Origin of the sequence: Pseudomonas fakonensis (assembly GCF_019139895.1) — a bacterium.
Lineage (GTDB): Bacteria > Pseudomonadota > Gammaproteobacteria > Pseudomonadales > Pseudomonadaceae > Aquipseudomonas > Aquipseudomonas fakonensis.
The window spans coordinates 5,353,782-5,377,075 of record NZ_CP077076.1; the positions used below are offsets into that span (position 1 = coordinate 5,353,782).

General features: G+C 61.5%; 16 protein-coding genes, 2 tRNA genes, 3 rRNA genes and 1 pseudogene. 11 read left to right on the forward strand and 11 right to left on the reverse strand.

Annotated elements, in window-relative coordinates; genetic code table 11:
* Positions 1-179: 179 nt before the first annotated feature.
* From rrf to aptA, 7 genes are all read right to left on the reverse strand, one after another.
* Positions 180-295, reverse strand: a 5S ribosomal RNA gene (rrf, locus tag KSS94_RS23610).
* 134 nt (positions 296-429) lie between these two features.
* A 23S ribosomal RNA gene (locus KSS94_RS23615) occupies positions 430-3,322 on the reverse strand.
* A gap of 245 nt (positions 3,323-3,567) precedes the next feature.
* Positions 3,568-3,643, reverse strand: a tRNA-Ala gene (locus KSS94_RS23620).
* A gap of 26 nt (positions 3,644-3,669) precedes the next feature.
* A tRNA-Ile gene (locus tag KSS94_RS23625) sits at positions 3,670-3,746 on the reverse strand.
* 86 nt (positions 3,747-3,832) lie between these two features.
* Positions 3,833-5,369 (reverse strand): 16S ribosomal RNA (locus KSS94_RS23630).
* Together the 16S, 23S and 5S rRNA genes with 2 tRNA genes alongside form the textbook arrangement of a ribosomal RNA operon.
* A 615-nt stretch (positions 5,370-5,984) precedes the next feature.
* Positions 5,985-7,478 carry a CoA-acylating methylmalonate-semialdehyde dehydrogenase gene (locus KSS94_RS23635; protein WP_217840450.1) on the reverse strand — a complete coding sequence of 498 codons (1,494 nt, stop codon included), beginning with the start codon at positions 7,476-7,478 and terminating at the stop codon, positions 5,985-5,987.
* Between the two features lie 71 nt (positions 7,479-7,549).
* Positions 7,550-8,896, reverse strand: a complete 1,347-nt coding sequence (gene aptA / locus KSS94_RS23640) for an omega-aminotransferase AptA (protein WP_217840451.1) — start codon at positions 8,894-8,896, stop codon at positions 7,550-7,552.
* Between the two features lie 118 nt (positions 8,897-9,014).
* Between aptA and KSS94_RS23645 the strand changes: the two genes are divergently transcribed.
* The 5 genes from KSS94_RS23645 (at position 9,015) to KSS94_RS23665 (ending at position 13,396) form a co-directional block, all read left to right on the forward strand.
* Complete coding sequence (locus KSS94_RS23645) at positions 9,015-9,932, forward strand: LysR family transcriptional regulator (protein ID WP_217840452.1); 918 nt, start codon at positions 9,015-9,017, stop codon at positions 9,930-9,932.
* Positions 9,933-10,023: 91 nt separating this feature from the next.
* Positions 10,024-10,686, forward strand: a complete 663-nt coding sequence (locus tag KSS94_RS23650) for a TetR/AcrR family transcriptional regulator (RefSeq protein WP_217840453.1) — start codon at positions 10,024-10,026, stop codon at positions 10,684-10,686.
* Between the two features lie 9 nt (positions 10,687-10,695).
* A complete protein-coding gene (locus tag KSS94_RS23655; protein WP_217840454.1) occupies positions 10,696-11,280 on the forward strand; it encodes an IMPACT family protein in 585 nt (194 codons plus the stop codon).
* A gap of 373 nt (positions 11,281-11,653) precedes the next feature.
* Entirely contained in the window at positions 11,654-12,340 is a 687-nt protein-coding gene (locus tag KSS94_RS23660) for an SDR family oxidoreductase (protein ID WP_217840455.1), read from the forward strand.
* A gap of 108 nt (positions 12,341-12,448) precedes the next feature.
* A complete protein-coding gene (locus KSS94_RS23665; protein WP_217840456.1) occupies positions 12,449-13,396 on the forward strand; it encodes an adenosine deaminase in 948 nt (315 codons plus the stop codon).
* Here the strand turns inward: KSS94_RS23665 and KSS94_RS23670 are convergent.
* Positions 13,393-14,109 (reverse strand): ArsR/SmtB family transcription factor, encoded by a 717-nt coding sequence (locus tag KSS94_RS23670; RefSeq protein WP_217840457.1) that lies wholly within the window; start codon positions 14,107-14,109, stop codon positions 13,393-13,395. The genes KSS94_RS23665 and KSS94_RS23670 overlap by 4 nt on opposite strands.
* A gap of 455 nt (positions 14,110-14,564) precedes the next feature.
* Here KSS94_RS23670 and KSS94_RS23675 point away from each other — a divergent pair, with 455 nt between their 5' ends.
* Complete coding sequence (locus tag KSS94_RS23675; protein ID WP_217840458.1) at positions 14,565-14,762, forward strand: hypothetical protein; 198 nt, start codon at positions 14,565-14,567, stop codon at positions 14,760-14,762.
* Here KSS94_RS23675 and KSS94_RS23680 read toward each other — a convergent pair.
* Together KSS94_RS23680 and KSS94_RS23685 are read right to left on the reverse strand one after the other, a co-directional pair.
* Positions 14,713-15,894 (reverse strand): multidrug effflux MFS transporter, encoded by a 1,182-nt coding sequence (locus KSS94_RS23680; RefSeq protein WP_217840459.1) that lies wholly within the window; start codon positions 15,892-15,894, stop codon positions 14,713-14,715. The genes KSS94_RS23675 and KSS94_RS23680 overlap by 50 nt on opposite strands.
* A 180-nt stretch (positions 15,895-16,074) precedes the next feature.
* Entirely contained in the window at positions 16,075-16,275 is a 201-nt protein-coding gene (locus KSS94_RS23685) for a heavy-metal-associated domain-containing protein (RefSeq protein ID WP_217840460.1), read from the reverse strand.
* Positions 16,276-16,432: 157 nt separating this feature from the next.
* Between KSS94_RS23685 and KSS94_RS23690 the strand changes: the two genes are divergently transcribed.
* From KSS94_RS23690 to KSS94_RS27695, 5 genes and pseudogenes are all read left to right on the forward strand, one after another.
* On the forward strand, positions 16,433-16,810 hold the full coding sequence (locus KSS94_RS23690; protein ID WP_217840461.1) for a hypothetical protein: 378 nt from the start codon (positions 16,433-16,435) through the stop codon (positions 16,808-16,810).
* Between the two features lie 54 nt (positions 16,811-16,864).
* Positions 16,865-19,261 carry a heavy metal translocating P-type ATPase gene (locus KSS94_RS23695; RefSeq protein WP_217840462.1) on the forward strand — a complete coding sequence of 799 codons (2,397 nt, stop codon included), beginning with the start codon at positions 16,865-16,867 and terminating at the stop codon, positions 19,259-19,261.
* The gene (gene cueR / locus KSS94_RS23700) at positions 19,258-19,662 is read left to right on the forward strand and encodes a Cu(I)-responsive transcriptional regulator (protein WP_217840463.1); all 405 of its coding nucleotides are present in this window, start codon (positions 19,258-19,260) and stop codon (positions 19,660-19,662) included. The genes KSS94_RS23695 and cueR overlap by 4 nt, the downstream gene beginning before the upstream one ends.
* 441 nt (positions 19,663-20,103) lie before the next feature.
* Positions 20,104-21,033: pseudogene (locus tag KSS94_RS27690) on the forward strand (cache domain-containing protein); the annotation flags it as partial.
* A 129-nt stretch (positions 21,034-21,162) separates the two neighbouring features.
* Positions 21,163-21,891 (forward strand): methyl-accepting chemotaxis protein, encoded by a 729-nt coding sequence (locus KSS94_RS27695; protein ID WP_369992292.1) that lies wholly within the window; start codon positions 21,163-21,165, stop codon positions 21,889-21,891.
* A gap of 77 nt (positions 21,892-21,968) precedes the next feature.
* On the opposite strand, the gene KSS94_RS23710 is transcribed toward KSS94_RS27695, so the two are convergent.
* Positions 21,969-23,246, reverse strand: a complete 1,278-nt coding sequence (locus tag KSS94_RS23710) for an acetyl-CoA C-acetyltransferase (RefSeq protein WP_217840465.1) — start codon at positions 23,244-23,246, stop codon at positions 21,969-21,971.
* Between the last annotated feature and the right edge of the window lie 48 nt (positions 23,247-23,294).

Genomic DNA, 23,294 nt, shown 5'->3' on the forward strand with positions numbered 1-23,294 from the left:
CGGGCGTTGCGGGGCCTGTAGGAGCCGGCTTGCCGGCGATGGGGGCCTGCCAGGTATGTGCGTTGCCTGGGCGGGCCGCATCGCGGGGCAAGCCCGCTCCCACACAAGGCTCTGGCTTTTCCAGCGCCCAAAGACAAAACCCCTACCTGCATGCGCAGATAGGGGTTTTGCGAAATGAATCTTGACGATGACCTACTCTCACATGGGGAAACCCCACACTACCATCGGCGATGCATCGTTTCACTGCTGAGTTCGGGATGGGATCAGGTGGTTCCAATGCTCTATGGTCGTCAAGAAATTCGGTAGCCAGTCCGTTCAGATGAACAGCCTAGCGAATTCGGATATGCGATATTTGTGATGCTACGAATCTTCGGGTCTTTCGTCTTCACCACCACAATTCGGCTTACGCACAAATTGCTTGGGTGTTATATGGTCAAGCCTCACGGGCAATTAGTATTGGTTAGCTCAACGCCTCACAGCGCTTACACACCCAACCTATCAACGTCGTAGTCTTCGACGGCCCTTTAGGGGATTCAAGATCCCAGTGAGATCTCATCTTGAGGCAAGTTTCCCGCTTAGATGCTTTCAGCGGTTATCTCTTCCGAACATAGCTACCCGGCAATGCCACTGGCGTGACAACCGGAACACCAGAGGTTCGTCCACTCCGGTCCTCTCGTACTAGGAGCAGCCCCTCTCAAATCTCAAACGTCCACGGCAGATAGGGACCGAACTGTCTCACGACGTTCTAAACCCAGCTCGCGTACCACTTTAAATGGCGAACAGCCATACCCTTGGGACCGGCTTCAGCCCCAGGATGTGATGAGCCGACATCGAGGTGCCAAACACCGCCGTCGATATGAACTCTTGGGCGGTATCAGCCTGTTATCCCCGGAGTACCTTTTATCCGTTGAGCGATGGCCCTTCCATACAGAACCACCGGATCACTAAGACCTACTTTCGTACCTGCTCGACGTGTGTGTCTCGCAGTCAAGCGCGCTTTTGCCTTTATACTCTACGACCGATTTCCGACCGGTCTGAGCGCACCTTCGTACTCCTCCGTTACTCTTTGGGAGGAGACCGCCCCAGTCAAACTACCCACCATACACTGTCCTCGATCCGGATAACGGACCTGAGTTAGAACCTCAAGGTTGCCAGGGTGGTATTTCAAGGATGGCTCCATGAGAACTGGCGTCCCCACTTCAAAGCCTCCCACCTATCCTACACAAGCAAGCTCAAAGTCCAGTGCAAAGCTATAGTAAAGGTTCACGGGGTCTTTCCGTCTAGCCGCGGATACACTGCATCTTCACAGCGATTTCAATTTCACTGAGTCTCGGGTGGAGACAGCGCCGCCATCGTTACGCCATTCGTGCAGGTCGGAACTTACCCGACAAGGAATTTCGCTACCTTAGGACCGTTATAGTTACGGCCGCCGTTTACCGGGGCTTCGATCAAGAGCTTCGCTTGCGCTAACCCCATCAATTAACCTTCCGGCACCGGGCAGGCGTCACACCCTATACGTCCACTTTCGTGTTTGCAGAGTGCTGTGTTTTTAATAAACAGTCGCAGCGGCCTGGTATCTTCGACCGGCATGGGCTTACGGAGCAAGTCCTTCACCCTCGCCGGCGCACCTTCTCCCGAAGTTACGGTGCCATTTTGCCTAGTTCCTTCACCCGAGTTCTCTCAAGCGCCTTGGTATTCTCTACCTAACCACCTGTGTCGGTTTGGGGTACGGTTCCCAGTTATCTGAAGCTTAGGAGCTTTTCTTGGAAGCATGGCATCAACCACTTCGCGCTCTAATGAGCACTCGTCATCAGCTCTCGGCCTTGAAATCCCGGATTTGCCTAAGATTTCAGCCTACCACCTTAAACTTGGACAACCAACGCCAAGCTGGCCTAGCCTTCTCCGTCCCTCCATCGCAATAACTGGAAGTACAGGAATATTAACCTGTTTTCCATCGACTACGCTTTTCAGCCTCGCCTTAGGGACCGACTAACCCTGCGTCGATTAACGTTGCGCAGGAAACCTTGGTCTTTCGGCGTGCGAGTTTTTCACTCGCATTGTCGTTACTCATGTCAGCATTCGCACTTCTGATACCTCCAGCAAGCTTCTCAACTCACCTTCACAGGCTTACAGAACGCTCCTCTACCGCATCACCAAAGGTGATACCCGTAGCTTCGGTGCATGGTTTGAGCCCCGTTACATCTTCCGCGCAGGCCGACTCGACTAGTGAGCTATTACGCTTTCTTTAAAGGGTGGCTGCTTCTAAGCCAACCTCCTAGCTGTCTAAGCCTTCCCACATCGTTTCCCACTTAACCATGACTTTGGGACCTTAGCTGACGGTCTGGGTTGTTTCCCTTTTCACGACGGACGTTAGCACCCGCCGTGTGTCTCCCATGCTCGGCACTTGTAGGTATTCGGAGTTTGCATCGGTTTGGTAAGTCGGGATGACCCCCTAGCCGAAACAGTGCTCTACCCCCTACAGTGATACATGAGGCGCTACCTAAATAGCTTTCGAGGAGAACCAGCTATCTCCGAGCTTGATTAGCCTTTCACTCCGATCCACAGGTCATCCGCTAACTTTTCAACGGTAGTCGGTTCGGTCCTCCAGTCAGTGTTACCTAACCTTCAACCTGCCCATGGATAGATCGCCCGGTTTCGGGTCTATACCCAGCGACTAAAGCGCCCTATTAAGACTCGCTTTCGCTACGCCTCCCCTATTCGGTTAAGCTCGCCACTGAATATAAGTCGCTGACCCATTATACAAAAGGTACGCAGTCACCTAACAAAGTAGGCTCCCACTGCTTGTACGCATACGGTTTCAGGTTCTATTTCACTCCCCTCTCCGGGGTTCTTTTCGCCTTTCCCTCACGGTACTGGTTCACTATCGGTCAGTCAGTAGTATTTAGCCTTGGAGGATGGTCCCCCCATGTTCAGACAAAGTTTCTCGTGCTCCGTCCTACTCGATTTCACTGGCAAGAGATTTTCGTGTACGGGGCTATCACCCACTATGGCCGCACTTTCCAGAGCGTTCCACTAATCTCAAACCAGCTTAAGGGCTGGTCCCCGTTCGCTCGCCACTACTAAGGGAATCTCGGTTGATTTCTTTTCCTCAGGGTACTTAGATGTTTCAGTTCCCCTGGTTCGCCTCTTGCACCTATGTATTCAGTACAAGATACTCAGCTTATGCTGAGTGGGTTCCCCCATTCAGAGATCTCTGGATCACAGTCTGTTTGCCGACTCCCCAAAGCTTATCGCAGGCTACCACGTCTTTCATCGCCTCTGACTGCCAAGGCATCCACCGTATGCGCTTCTTCACTTGACCATATAACCCCAAGCAATCTGGTTATACTGTGAAGACGACATTCGCCGAAAATTCGTACGTTGCTCTTTCGAGCAGAACTCACAAATTTTACCTTAGCCTGATACACCAGCAGTGAAACTGGTAATCAGTCTATTTCTATCACATATCCGAATTTTTAAAGAACGATCTGACAAAAGCCAGAAATCAACATTCACACCGGAATGTTCATTTCTAAGTTCTGAACAGTGCTGCGAAACCTGAAAGAGTGGTGGAGCCAAGCGGGATCGAACCGCTGACCTCCTGCGTGCAAGGCAGGCGCTCTCCCAGCTGAGCTATGGCCCCGTATAACCTAGGCCGCACCAAGTAATTGGTAGGTCTGGGCAGATTTGAACTGCCGACCTCACCCTTATCAGGGGTGCGCTCTAACCAACTGAGCTACAGACCTATAACAGGGTCGCGTTACAGCATCGTCTTTACACAATGAATCAAGCAATTCGTGTGGGAGCTCATCAGCAGGCTGATGTCTTCGATTAAGGAGGTGATCCAGCCGCAGGTTCCCCTACGGCTACCTTGTTACGACTTCACCCCAGTCATGAATCACACCGTGGTAACCGTCCTCCCGAAGGTTAGACTAGCTACTTCTGGTGCAACCCACTCCCATGGTGTGACGGGCGGTGTGTACAAGGCCCGGGAACGTATTCACCGCGACATTCTGATTCGCGATTACTAGCGATTCCGACTTCACGCAGTCGAGTTGCAGACTGCGATCCGGACTACGATCGGTTTTGTGAGATTAGCTCCACCTCGCGGCTTGGCAACCCTCTGTACCGACCATTGTAGCACGTGTGTAGCCCAGGCCGTAAGGGCCATGATGACTTGACGTCATCCCCACCTTCCTCCGGTTTGTCACCGGCAGTCTCCTTAGAGTGCCCACCATAACGTGCTGGTAACTAAGGACAAGGGTTGCGCTCGTTACGGGACTTAACCCAACATCTCACGACACGAGCTGACGACAGCCATGCAGCACCTGTGTCAGAGTTCCCGAAGGCACCAATCCATCTCTGGAAAGTTCTCTGCATGTCAAGGCCTGGTAAGGTTCTTCGCGTTGCTTCGAATTAAACCACATGCTCCACCGCTTGTGCGGGCCCCCGTCAATTCATTTGAGTTTTAACCTTGCGGCCGTACTCCCCAGGCGGTCAACTTAATGCGTTAGCTGCGCCACTAAAATCTCAAGGATTCCAACGGCTAGTTGACATCGTTTACGGCGTGGACTACCAGGGTATCTAATCCTGTTTGCTCCCCACGCTTTCGCACCTCAGTGTCAGTATCAGTCCAGGTGGTCGCCTTCGCCACTGGTGTTCCTTCCTATATCTACGCATTTCACCGCTACACAGGAAATTCCACCACCCTCTACCATACTCTAGCTCGCCAGTTTTGGATGCAGTTCCCAGGTTGAGCCCGGGGCTTTCACATCCAACTTAACGAACCACCTACGCGCGCTTTACGCCCAGTAATTCCGATTAACGCTTGCACCCTCTGTATTACCGCGGCTGCTGGCACAGAGTTAGCCGGTGCTTATTCTGTCGGTAACGTCAAAACAGCAAGGTATTAACTTACTGCCCTTCCTCCCAACTTAAAGTGCTTTACAATCCGAAGACCTTCTTCACACACGCGGCATGGCTGGATCAGGCTTTCGCCCATTGTCCAATATTCCCCACTGCTGCCTCCCGTAGGAGTCTGGACCGTGTCTCAGTTCCAGTGTGACTGATCATCCTCTCAGACCAGTTACGGATCGTCGCCTAGGTGAGCCATTACCTCACCTACTAGCTAATCCGACCTAGGCTCATCTGATAGCGCAAGGCCCGAAGGTCCCCTGCTTTCTCCCGTAGGACGTATGCGGTATTAGCGTTCCTTTCGAAACGTTGTCCCCCACTACCAGGCAGATTCCTAGGCATTACTCACCCGTCCGCCGCTGAATCAAGGAGCAAGCTCCCGTCATCCGCTCGACTTGCATGTGTTAGGCCTGCCGCCAGCGTTCAATCTGAGCCATGATCAAACTCTTCAGTTCAATACTGCTTGGGTTTTTAAGAAACCCTAAACTTGGCTCAGCAATCTCAAATGACTATGTGATTTCTCGCATGGCCACTTGTGATGCTGATAATCTTGGCGACTATCAAACCGTACTCACAAGCACCCACACGAATTGCTTGATTCAATTTGTTAAAGAGCGTTTGGTTAAGAGCTTTTCGTCTCAACCGAGGCGCGCATTCTACGCTTTCCTCATTTCGTGTCAAGCGTTTATTTTGAAGTTTTTCCCGAGAAACTCGTTTAGCTTCAACCGCTTAACTCGCTGCGATCTCTCGTAGCGGGAGGCGAATCATACAGCGTTACAACCTGCTGTCAACCACCTTTTTCACCGCTCCGATCATTCGACCGTAGCACCTCCAGAACCTTTCGAATCGCTTAACCCGTTGATTCTCAAGGAGTTTCGCGTTCCGTTGTCGCTGGAAGTGGGGCGCATTATAAGGGGATCTGAAACCCCGTCAACCCTTTATTTCAAATAATTGAAACATTTGGGGAAAAGGCCAAAGAACAGCCCGCCCCAGTACCTATCTATAGAAGCCAAACCCCAAAACCAAAACGGGGAGGCCTACCGGCCTCCCCGCTCTCTCACGCAATCCCCTTACAAACTAGGGAACGCAAACTGCGAAGCCTCATGGCTGGCCCGCTGAGGCCAACGCTGGGTAATCGCCTTGCGACGGGTATAGAAGCGCACCCCATCCGGGCCATAGGCATGCAGGTCGCCAAACAGCGAACGCTTCCAGCCGCCAAAGCTGTGGTAGCTCACCGGCACCGGCAGCGGTACGTTGACCCCCACCATACCCACCTCGATCTCGTCGCAGAACAACCGCGCTGCCTCACCATCACGGGTGAAGATGCAGGTACCGTTGCCGTACTCATGCTCGTTGATCAGTTGCATGGCCGCTTCCAGGCTGTTCACCCGCACCACGCACAGCACCGGCCCGAAAATCTCTTCTTTATAGATGCGCATCTCTGGGGTCACCTTGTCGAACAAGGTGCCGCCCACGAAGTAGCCATCTTCATTACCCGCCACACGCAACCCACGGCCATCGACCACCAGCCTGGCACCGGCAGCAACGCCATCGTCGATGTAGCCCAATACCTTGTCACGGGCAGCTGCAGTCACCAGCGGCCCCATGTCCAGGCCACAGGAGGTACCGGCACCGATCTTCAGCGCCTTGATCTGTGGTTCCAGTTTGGCAATCAGGGCATCGGCCACCTGATCACCCACGCACACCGCCACCGAGATGGCCATGCAGCGCTCGCCGCACGAACCATAAGCCGCGCCCATTAATGCGCTGACCGCGTTGTCCAGGTCGGCGTCAGGCATCAGCACGGCATGGTTCTTCGCGCCGCCCAAGGCCTGCACGCGCTTGCCGCGCTTGGTGCCTTCGGCATAGATGTACTCGGCGATCGGGGTGGAGCCGACGAAGCTCAGCGCCTTGACCTCCGGCGCCTCGATCAACGCATCCACCGCTTCCTTGTCGCCGTGCACCACGTTGAGGATGCCCTTGGGCAGGCCAGCCTCCAGCAGCAGCTGGGCAATGAACAGCGTCGAGCTTGGGTCACGCTCGGACGGTTTGAGAATGAAAGCGTTACCGCAGGCAATCGCCAGCGGGTACATCCACAGTGGCACCATGGCCGGGAAGTTGAACGGCGTAATGCCGGCCACTACGCCCAGCGGCTGAAAGTCCGACCAGGCATCGATGTTCGGGCCGACGTTGCGGCTGTACTCACCCTTGAGCAGCTCGGGGGCCGCGCAGGCGAACTCGACGTTCTCGATACCCCGCTTGAGCTCACCCGCAGCATCTTCCAAGGTCTTGCCGTGCTCCTCGGCGATCATCTGCGAGATCTTCGCCTCGTTCTGCTCAAGCAGTTGCTTGAAGCGGAACATCACCTGGGCACGCTTGGCCGGTGGGGTATTGCGCCAGGCTGGGAAGGCGGCCTTGGCCGAATCGATAGCCTGCTGCACGGTGGCGCGGCTGGCCAGCTCGACCTTGCGTACCGCCTGGCCGGTGGACGGGTTGAACACATCAAGGGTGCGCTCGCCCTTGGAAACCAGTTCACCGTGAATCAGGTGCTGAACGATGCTCATGCATAACTCCCTATAAAGAAGGTAGAAGCAGGCGCGCGAGGCTCACGCGCCAGGCGTCAAAATCGGAAAATTCAGTCGACCTTGTTCAGGGCTTCGCCCACGGCGTCGAACAGGCGGTCCAGCTCTTGCGGCTGAGTATTGAAGGTCGGCCCGAACTGCAGAGTGTCGCCACCGAAGCGCACATAGAAGCCGGCTTGCCACAGTTTCATGGCAGCCTCGTACGGGCGGACAATGGCATCACCGTCGCGCGCGGCGATCTGGATGGCGCCCGCCAGGCCGTAGTTACGGATATCGACGATGTTCTTGGTGCCCTTGACGCCATGCAGCAGCTTCTCGAAGTGCGGCGCCAGCTCGGCGGCTGACTGCACCAGGTTTTCCTTCTGCAGCAGGTCCAGCGCGGCGATACCGGCAGCGCAGGCAACCGGGTGCGCCGAATAGGTGTAGCCGTGGGGGAATTCCACCGCATACTCGGGGGTCGGCTGATTCATGAAGGTCTGGTAGATCTCGCCAGTGGCGATCACCGCGCCCATGGGGATGGCGCCGTTGGTCACTTGCTTGGCGATGCACATCAGGTCCGGGGTCACGCCGAAGGCTTCGGCCCCGGTCATGGCGCCCATGCGGCCGAAGCCTGTGATCACTTCGTCGAAGATCAGCAAAATGTTGTGCTGGGTGCAGATTTCGCGCAGACGCTTCAGGTAACCCTTGGGCGGCGGCAGCACGCCGGCGGAGCCAGCCAGTGGCTCGACGATCAGCGCAGCGATGTTGGACGCATCATGCAGCTCGATCAGCTTGAGCATCTCGTCGGCCAGGGCAATGCCACCCTCCTCCGGCATGCCCTTGCTGAAGGCGTTGGCCGGCAACACCGTGTGGGGCAGGTGATCGACATCGAGCAACTGGCCGAACATCTTGCGGTTGCCGTTGACGCCACCCAGGCTGGTGCCAGCAATGTTCACCCCGTGGTAACCCCGGGCACGACCGATGATCTTGGTCTTGCTGGCCTGGCCCTTCAGGCGCCAGTAGGCGCGCACCATCTTCAACGCAGTATCGCAGCACTCGGAACCGGAGTTGGTATAGAAGACGTGGTTCAGGTCGCCCGGCACCAGGTCAGCGATCTTCTCGGCCAGCTGGAACGACAGCGGGTGGCCGAACTGAAACGCCGGGGAGTAATCCAGGGTACCGACCTGGCGCGCGACCGCTTCGGTGATCTCTTTGCGGGTATGCCCGGCACCGCAGGTCCAAAGGCCCGACAGGGCATCGAAGATCTTGCGCCCCTTGTCATCGACCAGGTAGTTGCCTTCGGCCGCCACGATCAGGCGCGGGTCGCGCTGGAAGTTGCGATTGGCGGTGTAGGGCATCCAGTGGGCATCCAGCTTGAGCTGGCTGGCCAGGCCGGAATGAGCGGTTTCGGGCATGTTCATCGGCGGTTCCTCGGAAGACGATTAAGCAACGATGGATGTTGTTGCAGCTAACTTCGCACGGGGATAAAGTCCGAAAAACCCAACATTTCTAACCTTCAGTCTGCAGCGTGCTAAACATATGAGCCGACGCCCCGATCCCCTCGCCCAGGTCAGCGATTTCGACATCCGCCTGTTGAAAATCTACCGCAGCGTGGTCGAGTGCGGCGGTTTCTCAGCCGCCGAGAACGTTCTGGGCATCGGCCGCTCGGCCATCAGCCAGCAGATGAACGACCTCGAGCAGCGCCTGGGCCTGCGCCTGTGCCAGCGCGGGCGCGCCGGTTTTTCGCTGACCGAGGAAGGCCGCGAGGTTTACAACTCGGCCTTGCAACTGCTCAGTGCACTCGAGAGTTTTCGCACCGAGGTCAACGGCCTGCATCAGCACCTGCGCGGCGAACTGAACATCGGCCTCACCGACAACCTGGTGACCCTGCCACACATGCGCATCACCCACGCCCTGGCCGAACTCAAGGACCGTGGCCCCGACGTACGCATCCAGATCCGCATGATCGCCCCCAGCCAGGTGGAACAAGGGGTGCTCGACGGCAGCCTGCATGTGGGCGTGGTCCCCCAGACCAGCCCGCTCTCGGGCCTGGAATACCAGCCGCTGTACAGCGAGCGCTCGCTGCTCTACTGCGCCGTCGGCCACCCACTGTTCTATGCCGATGACCAGCAGATCGACGACGATCGCCTGAACAGCCAGGACGCCATTGCCCCAACCTTCCGCCTGCCCGCGCAAATCCAGGCCCACTACCAGGCACTGCGCTGCACCGCCAGCGCCTCGGACCGCGAAGGCATGGCGTTCCTGATCCTCACCGGGCGCTACATCGGCTACCTGCCCGACCACTACGCCAGTGTCTGGGTGCAGCAGGGCCGCCTGCGCGCCCTCAAGCCGGCCCAGCGCTTCTACGACCTCAGCCTGAGCTGGGTAACGCGCAAAGGCCGGCGGCCAAACCTGGTGCTGGAAAGCTTCCTCGACAGCCTGGCTGCGACACGCTGATGCCAGTCCGTGCCGCAAACGCTTGTCACTTCGGCACAGGCAGGTAATCTGTCCGACAATCCGTTGCCAACGACCCTGTACGGAATCGTCCATGACCCTAGAAGTCCCTGCGCATCGCCTCCTGGCCTCGGGCAAGCCCGCCGGCCGCATCCGCCAGAAGAACGAACAGGCCATCATCCAGGCCGCCGAGGACGAGTTCGCCCGTCACGGCTACAAGGGTACGAGCATGAACACCATCGCGCTCAAGGCCAACCTGCCCAAGGCCAACCTGCACTACTACTTCACCAACAAGCTCGGCCTGTACATCGCCGTGCTGAGCAACATCATCGAGCTGTGGGACAGCACCTTCAACGCCCTGAGCGTCGACGACGACCCAGGCCAGGCACTTAGCCAGTACATCCGCACCAAGATGGAGTTCTCCCGGCGCAACCCGCAAGCCTCGCGGATCTTCGCCATGGAAGTGATCAGTGGCGGCGAATGCCTGACCGAATACTTTAGTGCCGACTACCGCGAATGGTTCCGCGGCCGTGCCGCAGTGTTCGAGGCGTGGATGGCCGCCGGCAAGATGGACCGGGTCGACCCCGTGCACCTGATCTTCCTGCTGTGGGGCAGCACCCAGCACTATGCCGACTTCGCCACCCAGATCTGCCAGGTCACCGGCCGCAGCCGCCTGACCAAGCAGGATATGGAAGAGGCCAGCAGCAACCTTATCCACATCATTCTCAAAGGCTGCGGCATCACCCCGCCCGCCTGACCCGGACCTATGCCCTCTACCCTCCTCGAGCTCTGCGAATTTCGCGAAGAAATCCGCAAGAGCCGCTTCATCACCCTCGCCGGCCCGATCAACAGCCCGGCCGAGGCCATGGCATTCATCGAACGCCACAGCGACCTGGCCGCCACCCACAACTGCTGGGCCTGGAAGATCGGCGGCCAGTACCGCAGCAGCGACGACGGTGAGCCTGGCGGCACGGCCGGGCGGCCGATCCTGGCCGCGATCGAGGCCCAGGACTGCGACCAGGTGGTGGTGTTGGTGATCCGCTGGTACGGCGGCATCCAACTGGGCACCGGCGGCCTGGCCCGGGCCTACGGCGGTGGTGCCAACAAGTGCCTGCAACAAGCCCCCAAGCGCCTGCTGGTGCAACGCAGCGAATTCACCTGCAGTTGCACTTTCAGCGAGCTGGCCCTGGTCAAGCTGCGCCTGGCCGAGGTGGACGGCCTGGTGATGGACGAACAGTTCACCGCCAACGGCGTCGACCTGCACCTCGCCCTGGGTGAGGCTCACCTGCATGGCCTGCAGCAGCAACTGGCCGACCTCAGCCGCGGGCGCATCCTGCTGGAACGCGCCTGAGCATTGCCCACAACGACTGTGGGCGTGCCTGTGGATAAGCTTGGGGTTTATCGATGCAAGCCTTGTGCAGCAAGGGCTCGAGAGTTTTGATCATATTTTGATCACAATTGTATGGCAGCCGCTCAATACGAACACGATCAGTAAGTTATCCCCAACCCGAATGCCCGGCTAGCTCAAAACCGCAGTATTCCAAGGCGCTGCGCTTGCTCACAGTTCCTGTGGAGCAGCCTGTGGATAACCGGTGAGGCAATGCGCCTGGCCCCGTCCCGCAGGGCCTTGGCCCATAGCGATCATTTTTTAACCAATGCACGGCAGCAGCCCCGACGCTGGGGTATGCTCCTGTGCCACGCCAAACCTTTTCAGGAGCCTCGCAATGACCGTACAGAAAACCGCACTGATCATCGGCGCCTCCCGCGGCCTTGGCCTCGGCCTGGTTCAGCGTCTGCACGAGGACGGCTGGAGCATCGTCGCCACCGTGCGCGACCCACAAAAGCCAGGCGGCCTGGGCGAGGTTGCAGGTGTGCGCATCGAGCGCCTGGAAATGAACGACACCGCGCAACTGGATGGCCTCAAGCAGCGCCTGCAAGGTGAAGTGTTCGACCTGGTATTCGTCAACGCCGGCGTCATGGGGCCCCTGCCCCAGGACCTCGAAAGCGTGCAGGTGCAAGCCGTCGGCGAGCTGTTCATGACCAACGCCGTGGCACCGATCCGCGTGGCCCGGCGCCTGGCCGGCCAGGTGCGCCAAGGCAGCGGCGTGCTGGCCTTCATGAGTTCGATCCTGGGCAGCGTGACCATCCCCGACGGTGGCGAGATCTGCCTGTACAAGGCCAGCAAGGCCGCCCTCAACTCGATGATCAACAGCTTCGTGGTCGACCTGCAGCGCCCCGACCTGAGCGTACTGGCCATGCACCCAGGCTGGGTGAAGACCGACATGGGCGGCGAAAACGCCGAGATTGATATATTCACCAGCACCCGCGGCATGCTCGACCAGATCAACGCCCAGCGCGGCAAAGGCGGCCTGCGCTTCATCAACTACAAAGGCGAAGCGCTGACCTGGTAAAACCGCCACACCCGATCACCGGTTGCACCACAGGGCCTCGCCGGGCGCATTGCCCGGCAAGGCCCTGTAGAATGTCGGCCAACCGTATCCTGATCGAGATTTGTATTTATGTATGACTGGCTGAACGCCTTGCCCAAGGCGGAACTGCACATGCACCTGGAAGGTTCGCTCGAACCCGAACTGCTGTTTGCCCTGGCCGAACGCAACAAGATCGCCCTGCCCTGGGCCGACGTCGAAACCTTGCGCAGCGCCTATGCCTTCAACAACCTGCAGGAATTCCTCGACCTCTACTACCAGGGCGCCGGCGTGCTGCGCACCGAGCAGGACTTCTACGACCTGACCTGGGCCTACCTGCAGCGCTGCAAGGCGCAGAACGTCATCCACACCGAACCCTTCTTCGACCCGCAAACCCACACCGACCGCGGCATCGCTTTCGAAGTGGTGCTCAACGGCATCAACCAGGCACTGAAGGACGGCCGTGAACAGCTGGGTATCAGCAGCGGCCTGATCCTGAGTTTCCTGCGCCACCTCAGCGAAGACGAAGCGCAGAAGACCCTCGACCAAGCCCTGCCCTTCCGCGACGCGTTCATTGCCGTGGGCCTGGACAGCTCCGAAAAAGGCCACCCTCCGAGCAAGTTCAAGCGTGTGTTCGACCGTGCCCGCAGCGAAGGCTTCGTGGCCGTGGCCCACGCCGGCGAAGAAGGCCCGCCCGAGTACATCTGGGAAGCCCTCGACCTGCTGCAGATCAAGCGTATCGACCACGGCGTGCGCGCCATCGAAGACGAACGCCTGATGCAACGCATCATCGACGAGCAAATCCCGCTGACCGTCTGCCCGCTGTCCAACACCAAGCTGTGCGTGTTCGACCACATGAGCCAGCACAACATCCTCGACATGCTCGAGCGTGGCGTGAAGGTCACGGTCAACTCCGACGACCCGGCCTACTTCGGCGGCTACGTCACCGAGAACTTCCAGGCCCTGCACGAACACCTGGGCATGACCCAGGACCAGGCCCGCCGCCTGGCCCAGAACAGCCTGGACGCGCGCTTGGTCTAACCCGTTTGCCGGGCCGGCGGCCGGGCGATGGCACCAATCAGCCGGACCCCCACCGGGGGTACCCGCAGTGCCCGCCCGCCGTCCTGTTCCTGCACCCACCCGGACTGCACGAACAACTTGAGCAAGGCATGCCCCAAGCTGCCGCCCAGGTGCGGGCCCTGGTCGCTCCATTCGCTGCAGTGGCAGATCGCATGGCCGCGCGACAGCCCCGGCGCCAACGCCAGTGCATCGGTGAATACACCCACCGCCTCCAGCTGTGCCTTGCCCTCTGGAGTGACCGACGGGCGCTGCGGGTCGCCGTCCAGCCAGCCAGCCGCCAGCATGCGCTGGAGCAGCTCGGCTGCAATCTCGCCGCCCAGGTGATCACTGCACAGGCGCGCCTTGCGCATGGACAGGGGTATCTGCGACGGTGTGCCCTGTCGCTCGCCGGTGCGGCTTTCCAGCTGGATGCTGGCCAAGGCCTCCACCGCCGCCCCGACTTCAGGCGTGGCCAACCGGAAGTGACGCTTGCGCCCACGCACCTCGATGCGCAACAAGCCGGCCGTGGCCAGTAGCGAAAGGTGCATGCACGCTGAAGAGGTGCTCAGGCCAGTGGTGACCGCCAGTTCATCTGCGGCGCGCGGTATGCCATCGATCAGCGCCCAGAGCATGGCGCTGCGTTTGCGGTCGGCCATCATGCTGGCGACCTGCGTGATGCTGTTGACTGCATTCATGATGCTCGAATCCCTGAGATTGCTTGTCTGGTTGCCTTGACGGTGCATGCACGCCCTCATGCGGCAGCAGGCAATTGCCCGGCGTCACTGATGAAGGGGAAATACCTCTCGCTGGTGCAGGCCGTCGGAGCCAGTATAAGCCGCACCCCAGGGTGGTTTTTGTAGGCAAAACGACCAACTTGCGTGGGCCGTTTGACGGTAGACAAGGGCATGGCAGCACTTGGCGAACGCAAGCCAAACCCGCAGCCCCGCAGTACAGTGGCTGCCTCTGAACGGGCGTAAAAATTCCCACATGGGGCCTGAGAAATTGCCCACAGCCAGGCGCAATAGATACGGCAAACAAAACAGAAACCTCTGCCGCCACGACCGTCAGTCAGGGCACTGACACAGGTCATGGCGGGCAGTGAGGGCAGCGCTACACTTCATCCGCTCCCGCTCACTGGAGGTGGATCACGATGAAAATTGTCGTCAGTGCGTCGAACCGCAACCCCAACTGCCCCTGGCAGGTGCAGATGGACCAGCATCTGGTGAGTTTCCGCAGCGAAGCCGAGGCCCGGGCCTTCGTGACTCTGCTGGAAACCCGCCTGAAAGCCCCTCACCCCCTCATGCAGCACGCCTGGCCTGAGCGCGCCGGGTCAGCACTGCGACACTGACCACCAGTGCGCCGCACAGGCTGATCACCAGTGCCATGGGCACCGCACTGCCATCATGCAGCACGCCCACCAGTGCCGCCGCCCCTGCGGCGACGCTGAACTGCAGGCAGCCCATCAATGCCGAGGCGCTGCCGGCGCGCGCGCCCTGCCCGCTCATGGCACAGGCCGACGCATTGGGGATGATGCAGCCCAGGCTGGCAATGCACACGAACAGTGGCACCAGCAGCGGCCAGAGCACCGCCGGGCGCAGTGCCGCCACCACCAGCAACGCCAAACCTGCCGCCAGGTACAGCCACACTGCACGGGCCAGCAAGAACGCCGGGCCACGCTTGGCCAGCAGGCGTGCATTAACCTGCGCCATCAGAATGAACCCTGCGGCATTGGTGCCGAACAACCAGCCGTAGTGCTCCGGCGGCACGCCATACAGCTTGATGAACACGAACGGGGAACCGGCGATGTAGGCGAACATCCCGGCAATGGCAACACCGCCAGTCAGCGCATGGCCGACGAACACCCGGTCCCCGAGCAAGCGCAAGTACTGGCGCAGCGCCCCCGACAGCGGCTGGCGCGGCATATGCGCCGGCAGGCTTTCCGGCAAACCCAGGCCCACCGCCAGCAGGCACAACGCACTGAACAACCCCAGCGCCAGGAAGATCGACTGCCAACCCGCCACATTCACCAGCACACCACCCAACATCGGCGCGAGGATCGGTGCCAGGCCCATGACCAGCATCAATTGCGAAAAGACCTTGGCCGAAGCGACTGCGTCGCACTTGTCACTGACAATCGCCCGCGACAGCACCATGCCGGCGCAGCCACCCAGGGCCTGGACGAAACGCGCCAAAATCAGGCTGTCGAGGTTGGGTGCGAAGGCACAGGCCAGCGAGGCCAGGGTGAACAGGCCAACGCCGAACAGCAGCGGGATGCGCCGGCCGAAGCGGTCGGCCAACGGCCCGTAGGCCAACTGGCCCAGCGACAGGCCGAGGAAGTAGGCAGCCAGGGTGGTCTGCACATGCTGCTCGTCAGTGCCGAATGCATGGGCCATAGCGGGAAAAGCGGGCAAATAGAAGTCGATCGCCAAGGGCCCGAACGCACTGAGTGCGCCGAGAATCAGCAAGGTTCGCAGGTTCATGGAGAATCCATAGCAGGCTAAGCAAGTACGCTAGTCTACCTGCACCGCATCAGCTGGCGATGAAAACCTTTGTAACAATCCCGCTAAAAGACGACTCTTCAATGTAGGAGCCGGCTTGCCGGCGATCACCGGCAAAGCCGGTGCCAGGTCCCTCGCCGGCAAGCCGGCTCCTACAGGTTGTCACCCAGCCACCTGCGCCTCATACCCCTCTTCACGAATCGCCGCCAGCAACTGCCCGGCATCCAGTTCGCTGTTCACCCGCACCTGGCGCCCCGCCAGGTCCACCTCCACCTGCGCCGTCGCATCCTGCTCCTGCAGCGCGCGGGTCACGGCCTTCACGCAGTGGCCACAGGTCATGCCTTGCACATTGAACACTTGCATCGCGTTTGCTCCTTCAGGGTGAATGCTGCGGTTTGCCGTAGTCTCGACCTTGCCATCAGGGCAAGGTCAAGTTCTGCTGTTAACGGCCGGGGTGGAAATAACCGCCGGGCTCAGCCAAGCTGCGCCTTTGACGATTTTTGCAAGCAGGAGATTCTTCATGATCAGGGCAGCATTGGGCCTTGTCGGGCTGTTGGCCGTGGTGCCAGCGGCCAGTGCCGAGGGCAACAGCGATTACAGCGTGCTGATCATTTCCCGGGAACGCCTGGAAGTGGCCACCAGCTGTGAAATCGGCGTTTATCTCAACGATCAGCTGTCTGGCCGGGTGTTCCAGGAGCAGTCGACCTCGTTCAATCTGCCGCCAGGGCCGGTCGACGTGCGCCTGCGCCTGCTGCCGGGGCAAGCCCCCGGTTGCCTGCCAGGCGTCGAAGACCAGCGCAGCACCCGGTTGAACCTGCAGGCGGGCCAGATCAACAAATACCGCATTGCCATGGGGCAGAATGGCCTGGTGCTCAAGCGAGCCAGCCTGGGCTATTGACCTTGACCGCGTGGCAAGGTTGAAGCTGCTGGCCTGTCCACGGAGGAAAGAGCCATGCCCGCATCCACCACCTTCGACCTGCCCATCGCCGGCATGACCTGCGCCAGTTGCGCAGGCCGCGTCGAACGCGCCCTGCGCAAGGTTACCGGCACTGAACAGGTCAGCGTCAACCTCGCCACCGAACAAGCCCGGGTCCAGGCCCCGGCCGACAGCCTGCCAGCACTGGTGGGCGCGGTGCGCCAGGCCGGCTACAGCGTCCCCACCCGCACCCTGGAGCTGCAGATCGGCGGCATGACCTGCGCCAGTTGCGCCGGCCGCGTCGAGCGCGCCCTCGGCAAACTGCCCGGGGTCGAGCAAGCCAGCGTCAACCTGGCCAGCGAGCGTGCCCATGTCGAGGTACTGCATGGCATCGACGACAGCCTGCTGATAGCCGCAGTGGAAAAGGCCGGCTACAGCGCCAGCCTGCCGCGCACCGCCGTCGATGAACAACAGCAGGCGCAACGTCGCCTGCGCAACGAGCGCCTGGCCGTCGGCGCCGCCCTGCTGCTGGCCCTGCCCCTGGTGCTGCCGATGCTGCTGCAACCGTTCGGCCTGCACTGGATGCTGCCGGCCTGGGCGCAGTTCCTGCTGGCCACCCCGGTGCAGTTCATCCTCGGCGCGCGCTTTTATGTGGCCGCCTGGAAGGCGGTGCGCGCTGGTGCCGGCAACATGGACCTGCTGGTGGCTCTGGGCACCAGCGCCGGCTACGGCCTGAGCCTGTACCAGTGGGCCAACGCCCCTGCCGGCATGGCGCCGCACCTGTACTTCGAAGCCTCGGCGGTGGTCATCGCCCTGGTGCTGCTGGGCAAGTACCTCGAAAGCCGCGCCAAGCGCCAGACCGCCAGCGCCATCCGCGCCCTCGAGGCGCTGCGCCCGGAGCGCGCCCTGCGTATCGTCGATGGCCTCGAGCAGGACGTCGCCATCAGCCAACTGCGCCTGGGTGACCTGGTGCTGGTAAAACCCGGCGAGCGCTTCCCGGTCGACGGCGAAGTGCTCGAAGGCAGCAGCCACGCCGACGAAGCGCTGATCAGCGGTGAAAGCCTGCCGGTGCCCAAGCAGCCCGGCGACCCAGTCACCGGCGGCGCCATCAACGGCGAAGGCCGGTTGCTGGTGCAAACCCGGGCGCTCGGCACCGAGACCGTGCTGGCCCGTATCATCCGCCTGGTGGAAGACGCCCAGGCGGCCAAGGCGCCCATCCAGAAACTGGTCGACCGGGTCAGCCAGGTATTCGTACCCGCCGTGCTGGTGCTGGCACTGCTGACCCTGCTGGGCTGGTGGCTGGCCGGCGCGCCACTGGAAACCGCGCTGATCAACGCCGTCGCCGTGTTGGTGATAGCCTGCCCCTGCGCCCTCGGCCTGGCGACCCCGGCCGCGATCATGGCCGGCACCGGCGTGGCCGCCCGCCACGGCATCCTGATCAAGGACGCCGAAGCCCTGGAGCGCGCCCACGCAGTCAACCGCGTGGTGTTCGACAAGACCGGCACCCTGACCTCCGGCAGCCCGCGCATCGTCCACCAACAGTCAGCCGCCAGCGACGATGAGGCCCTGATGCTGGCAGGCGCACTGCAACGCGGCAGCGAACATCCCTTGGCCAAGGCCGTGCTGGAGGCCTGCAGCGAGCGTGGCCTGCACGTACCCCAGGTCAACGACAGCCAATCGCTCACCGGCCGGGGTATTGCAGGCAACGTCGACGGCCGCGATCTCGCCCTGGGCAACCGCCGCCTGCTCGACGAAAGCGGCGCGCAGCCCGGCGAGCTGGCCAGCAGCGCTGCCAGCTGGGAGGCCGAAGGCCGCACCCTGTCGTGGTTGATCGAACGTGGCGCGCCACCCCGCGTACTGGCCCTGTTCGCCTTTGGCGACAGCCTCAAGCCCGGCGCCGCCCAGGCCATCGACGCTCTGCACGCCCGCAGCATTTCCAGCCACCTGCTGACCGGTGACAACCGCGGCAGCGCCAAGGTGGTGGCCGAGGCGCTGGGCATCGACGACGTGCACGCTGAAGTGTTGCCTGCCGACAAAGCCGCCACCGTCACCGCACTGAAACAGGACGGCGTGGTGGCCATGGTCGGTGACGGCATCAACGATGCCCCGGCCCTGGCCGCCGCCGATATCGGCATCGCCATGGGCGGCGGCACCGACGTGGCCATGCAAGCTGCCGGCATCACCCTGATGCGCGGCGACCCGCGCCTGGTACCCGCAGCGCTGGACATCAGCCGCAAAACCTACGCAAAAATCCGTCAAAACCTGTTCTGGGCCTTCATCTACAACCTCGTCGGCATCCCGCTGGCGGCGTTCGGCTTGCTCAACCCGGTACTGGCCGGAGCCGCCATGGCGCTGTCCAGCGTCAGCGTGGTGAGCAACGCCTTGTTGCTGAAAACCTGGAAACCCACCGCCATCGACCAGGAGGCGCCATGAACATCGGCCAGGCCGCCCGCCGCAGCGGGCTCAGCGCCAAGATGATCCGCTACTACGAGTCCATCGGCCTGCTGCGCCCCGCCCAGCGCAGCGACAGCGGCTACCGCCTGTACCAGCAGGATGACCTGCACAGCCTGGCGTTCATCAAGCGCTCGCGCGACCTGGGCTTCTCGCTGGACGAAGTCGCCCGGCTGCTCACCCTGTGGCAGGACCGCCAACGCGCCAGCGCCGATGTCAAAGCCCTGGCCATGCAACACATCGATGAGCTCAACCGACGCATCGAAGAGCTGGTCAGCCTGCGCGACACCCTGGGCGAGCTGGTCGCCCACTGCCAGGGCGACGACCGCCCGGACTGCCCGATCCTCAAGGACCTGGCCAACGGCAAAGGCTGCTGCCACTAAAACGCCCCCTGTAGGAGCCGGCTTGCCGGCGATGAGGCCGGCCCTGCGCAAACAAAAACTCACGCCTTGTACAAAGGCTTGCGGCCCTATCGCCGGCAAGCCGGCTCCTACAGTGGGCACGTCAGCGCCGCTATTGGTATGCCGTATTAGCCTAAACGCGACCATTTTCCCCTCAAACACGCCTTTCATCCAATAAGTACGGGCGTTGTCCTACAAAAAATCCCGCCTCTGCCGATGCCCTGTTACCTGCCTCGTGTCACGAAAAAAACAAATCTGGGAGCGTGGATGAACATCAAGCAAAAACTGACCTGGGCCTTCGCCGTCATCGCCGGGCTGCCCATCGTCCTGGTCGCCACCTTGGTGATCCTCAACCTGCGCGGCGAAGCCCGCGACGATTTCCTCGACAACAGCAGCCGGGAAATCCGCCAGGTCGGCAACGCCATGAACATCTTCTTCCAGGGCATCGACCAGAACGTCGCCTACCTGGCCTCCCAGCCGCTGATCGCTTCCACCGGCAGCAACCTCAACAAGTTCATGAGCGCCAACCCCTCCTACGAGCTGGGCGATCAGGACAAGCAACTGCTGGACTTCTTCACCCGCCTGGCCGATTCGCACCCCGGCTACGCCTATGTGTCCTACGGCGTCGCAGACGGCGGCTACATCGGCTGGCCGGCCGGGCAAAAATTCGTCAACTACGACCCGCGCCCACGCCCCTGGTACCAGCTGGCCATGGCCAACCCCGGCAAGACCGTACGCACCGGTGCCTATTATTGGGCCGCTGACGACGCGGTGCTGATCAGCACCGTGCGCGCCGTGCCCAACCAGCTCGGCAGCCCCGGCGGTGTAGTCAACATCGATGTGTCGCTCAAGGGCCTCACCGAGATCGTCAAGAAGATCAAGCTGGGCGAAAGCGGCTACCTGATGCTGGTGGAGAAAAACGGCAACGTGATGGTCGACCCGCGCGACGCCAGCCACAACTTCAAGCAGCTCGACAGCTTCGGCGCCGGCTACGCCGAGCTGGCCAAGGCCGGCAAGGGCCTGGTCGAGGTCGAGATCAACGGCGAGCGCTACATGGCCAACGTCTACCCCGACGAAGAGCTGGGCTGGACCTTCATCGGCCTGATCCACGAAAGCGAAGTGATGCAGACCACCACCCGCCTGACCTGGCTGATCGGCATCGTCGCCCTGGTGCTGGCTGCCGTGTTCGCCGTGGTCGGCGCTACTTTCGCCAAGCTCATCGTGCGCCCGATCAACAGCGTCACCAGCGGCCTGGAAGACATCGCCCAAGGCGAGGGCGACCTGACCCGCAACCTGGAAATCCGCGGCCGCGACGAAACCGCGCAACTGGCCAGCTGGTTCAACCAGTTCCTCGGCGCCATCCGCAGCCTGATCCAGCATATCGGTTCGGCAGCCGGCAAGATCCTCAGCACCTCCAGCAGCTCCACCCGGGTGTCGGCCGACATGTCCGAGGCCGCCGGGCGCCAGCGCGAAGCCGTAGACATGGTCTCCACTGCCTTCCACGAAATGGTCGCCACCGCCAACGAAGTGGCGCGCTCCTGCAGCCAGGCGGCGATGTCCGCCGACAGCGGCCAGGCCCAGGCCCGCGAAGGCCAGCAGCAGATCGACGCCGCCGTGCAGAGCGTCGACCGCCTGAGCCAGGAGATCGAGCAGTCGGCGCAGTCGATCCAGCAGCTGGAGCGCGACAGCAACGCCATCCAGTCGATCCTCGGCACCATCCGCTCGATCGCTGAACAGACCAACCTGCTGGCGCTCAACGCCGCCATCGAAGCCGCCCGTGCCGGTGAGCAGGGCCGCGGTTTTGCTGTGGTCGCCGACGAAGTGCGCGCCCTGGCCAAGCGCACCGCCGACTCCACCGCCGAGATCGATGGCCTGCTGGGCAACCTGGCCAGCCGCACCGCCGAAGTGGCCCAGCAGATGCACGCCAGCATCGAGGTGTCGCAGCAGTCGGTCAGCCGCATCGGCCTGGCCCGCGACAGCTTTGGCCAGATCCGCGAGTCGGTGGACGTGATCCGCGACATGAACACCCAGATCGCCACCGCCGCCGAAGAGCAGCACCAGGTGGCCGAGGACATCAACCGCCACATCAGCCAGATCCACGGCGATGCGCAGTTGGTGGCCGAGTTGGCCCAGGCCGCCAGGCAGGACTCCGAAAGCCTGGCCGGGCTGTCCAACGAACTGGACGCGCTGGTGCGTCGCTTCCGCACCTGACCCGATCGGCTCCTACAGGCGTGGCGCCCCCCCTGTAGGAGCCGGCTTGCCGGCGATGAGGCCCTAAGCTTCAACCCTCATCGCTCGACAATCGCGGTAACCCCCTGCCCCCCCGCCGCACAGATCGAAATCAACCCCCGCCCCTTGCCCCGCTGCGCCAGCAGCTTGGCCATGTTCGCCAGTATCCGCCCCCCTGTTGCGGCAAACGGATGCCCCGCCGCCAACGAACTGCCCTTGACGTTCAACTTGCTGCGGTCGATGGCCCCCAACGGCGCCTCCAGCCCCAGCCGGCTGCGGCAATACTCGGCATCTTCCCAGGCCTTCAAGGTGCACAGCACCTGGGCGGCGAAGGCTTCATGAATTTCATAGAAGTCAAAATCCTGCAGCGTCAGGCCATTGCGCGCCAGCAGCCGCGGCACCGCATACACCGGGGCCATCAGCAGCCCTTCATGGCCGTGAACAAAATCCACCGCAGCCGTTTCGCCGTCCACCAGGTAGGCCAGCACTTTCAACCCCTGTGCCTCGGCCCAGTCCTCGCTGCCCAGCAGCACCAGCGAGGCGCCATCGGTCAGCGGTGTGGAATTGCCGGGAGTCAGGGTGCCCTGATCGCCCCGGTCGAACACCGGCTTGAGCTTGGCCAGCTGTTCAATGGTGAGGTCCGGGCGCAGGTTGTTGTCGCGACTCAGGCCCTGGTAAGGGGTAAGCAAATCGTCATGCCAACCCTCCGCATAGGACGCCGCCAGGTTGTGATGGCTGAGCAGCGCCAGTTCATCCTGCGCCGCCCGCCCGATCTGCCAGGCCTGCGCCATGCGTTCGCAGTGCTCGCCCATGCTCAGCCCGGTACGTGGCTCGCCATTGCGCGGCAGCGCAGGCAGCAGGTGCGCCGGGCGCAGTTTCAGGAAGGGCTTCAAGCGTTCAGCCAAGGTCTTGCCACGGTTGGCCTGCAGCAGAATCTGCCGCAACCCCTCGCTGACCGCGATCGGCGCGTCGGAGGTGGTGTCCACGCCCCCGGCAATGGCGCAGTCGATCTGCCCCAGGGCAATCTTGTTGGCCACCAGCAGCGCCGCTTCAAGCCCCGTGCCACAGGCCTGCTGCACGTCGTAGGCCGGCGTTTGCGGCGACAGCCGCGAGCCGAGCACGCACTCGCGGGCCAGGTTCATGTCACTCGAATGCTTGAGCACCGCCCCTGCCACCACCTCGCCCAGGCGCAGGCCATGCAGGCGATAACGCTCCACCAGCCCCTCCAGCGCGGCGGTGAGCATCGCCTGGTTGCTGGCCCGGGCGAAGGCACCATTGGAGCGGGCGCAGGGGATCCGGTTACCCCCCAGGATCGCCACCCGGCGAATTGAACCCATGCCTGTTCCTCCTGAAACAAATTGATCGGTAAGCCTAGGCGCTTTTCC

Excerpts from the sequence above, each read along its gene's own strand:
- KSS94_RS23635 (WP_217840450.1), bottom strand. The coding sequence starts at position 7,478 with ATGAGCATCGTTCAGCACCTGATTCACGGTGAACTGGTTTCCAAGGGC.
- aptA (WP_217840451.1), bottom strand. The coding sequence starts at position 8,896 with ATGAACATGCCCGAAACCGCTCATTCCGGCCTGGCCAGCCAGCTCAAG.
- KSS94_RS23645 (WP_217840452.1), top strand. The coding sequence starts at position 9,015 with ATGAGCCGACGCCCCGATCCCCTCGCCCAGGTCAGCGATTTCGACATC.
- KSS94_RS23650 (WP_217840453.1), top strand. The coding sequence starts at position 10,024 with ATGACCCTAGAAGTCCCTGCGCATCGCCTCCTGGCCTCGGGCAAGCCC.
- KSS94_RS23655 (WP_217840454.1), top strand. The coding sequence starts at position 10,696 with ATGCCCTCTACCCTCCTCGAGCTCTGCGAATTTCGCGAAGAAATCCGC.
- KSS94_RS23660 (WP_217840455.1), top strand. The coding sequence starts at position 11,654 with ATGACCGTACAGAAAACCGCACTGATCATCGGCGCCTCCCGCGGCCTT.
- KSS94_RS23665 (WP_217840456.1), top strand. The coding sequence starts at position 12,449 with ATGTATGACTGGCTGAACGCCTTGCCCAAGGCGGAACTGCACATGCAC.
- KSS94_RS23670 (WP_217840457.1), bottom strand. The coding sequence starts at position 14,109 with ATGAATGCAGTCAACAGCATCACGCAGGTCGCCAGCATGATGGCCGAC.
- KSS94_RS23675 (WP_217840458.1), top strand. The coding sequence starts at position 14,565 with ATGAAAATTGTCGTCAGTGCGTCGAACCGCAACCCCAACTGCCCCTGG.
- KSS94_RS23680 (WP_217840459.1), bottom strand. The coding sequence starts at position 15,894 with ATGAACCTGCGAACCTTGCTGATTCTCGGCGCACTCAGTGCGTTCGGG.
- KSS94_RS23685 (WP_217840460.1), bottom strand. The coding sequence starts at position 16,275 with ATGCAAGTGTTCAATGTGCAAGGCATGACCTGTGGCCACTGCGTGAAG.
- KSS94_RS23690 (WP_217840461.1), top strand. The coding sequence starts at position 16,433 with ATGATCAGGGCAGCATTGGGCCTTGTCGGGCTGTTGGCCGTGGTGCCA.
- KSS94_RS23695 (WP_217840462.1), top strand. The coding sequence starts at position 16,865 with ATGCCCGCATCCACCACCTTCGACCTGCCCATCGCCGGCATGACCTGC.
- cueR (WP_217840463.1), top strand. The coding sequence starts at position 19,258 with ATGAACATCGGCCAGGCCGCCCGCCGCAGCGGGCTCAGCGCCAAGATG.
- KSS94_RS27695 (WP_369992292.1), top strand. The coding sequence starts at position 21,163 with ATGGTCTCCACTGCCTTCCACGAAATGGTCGCCACCGCCAACGAAGTG.
- KSS94_RS23710 (WP_217840465.1), bottom strand. The coding sequence starts at position 23,246 with ATGGGTTCAATTCGCCGGGTGGCGATCCTGGGGGGTAACCGGATCCCC.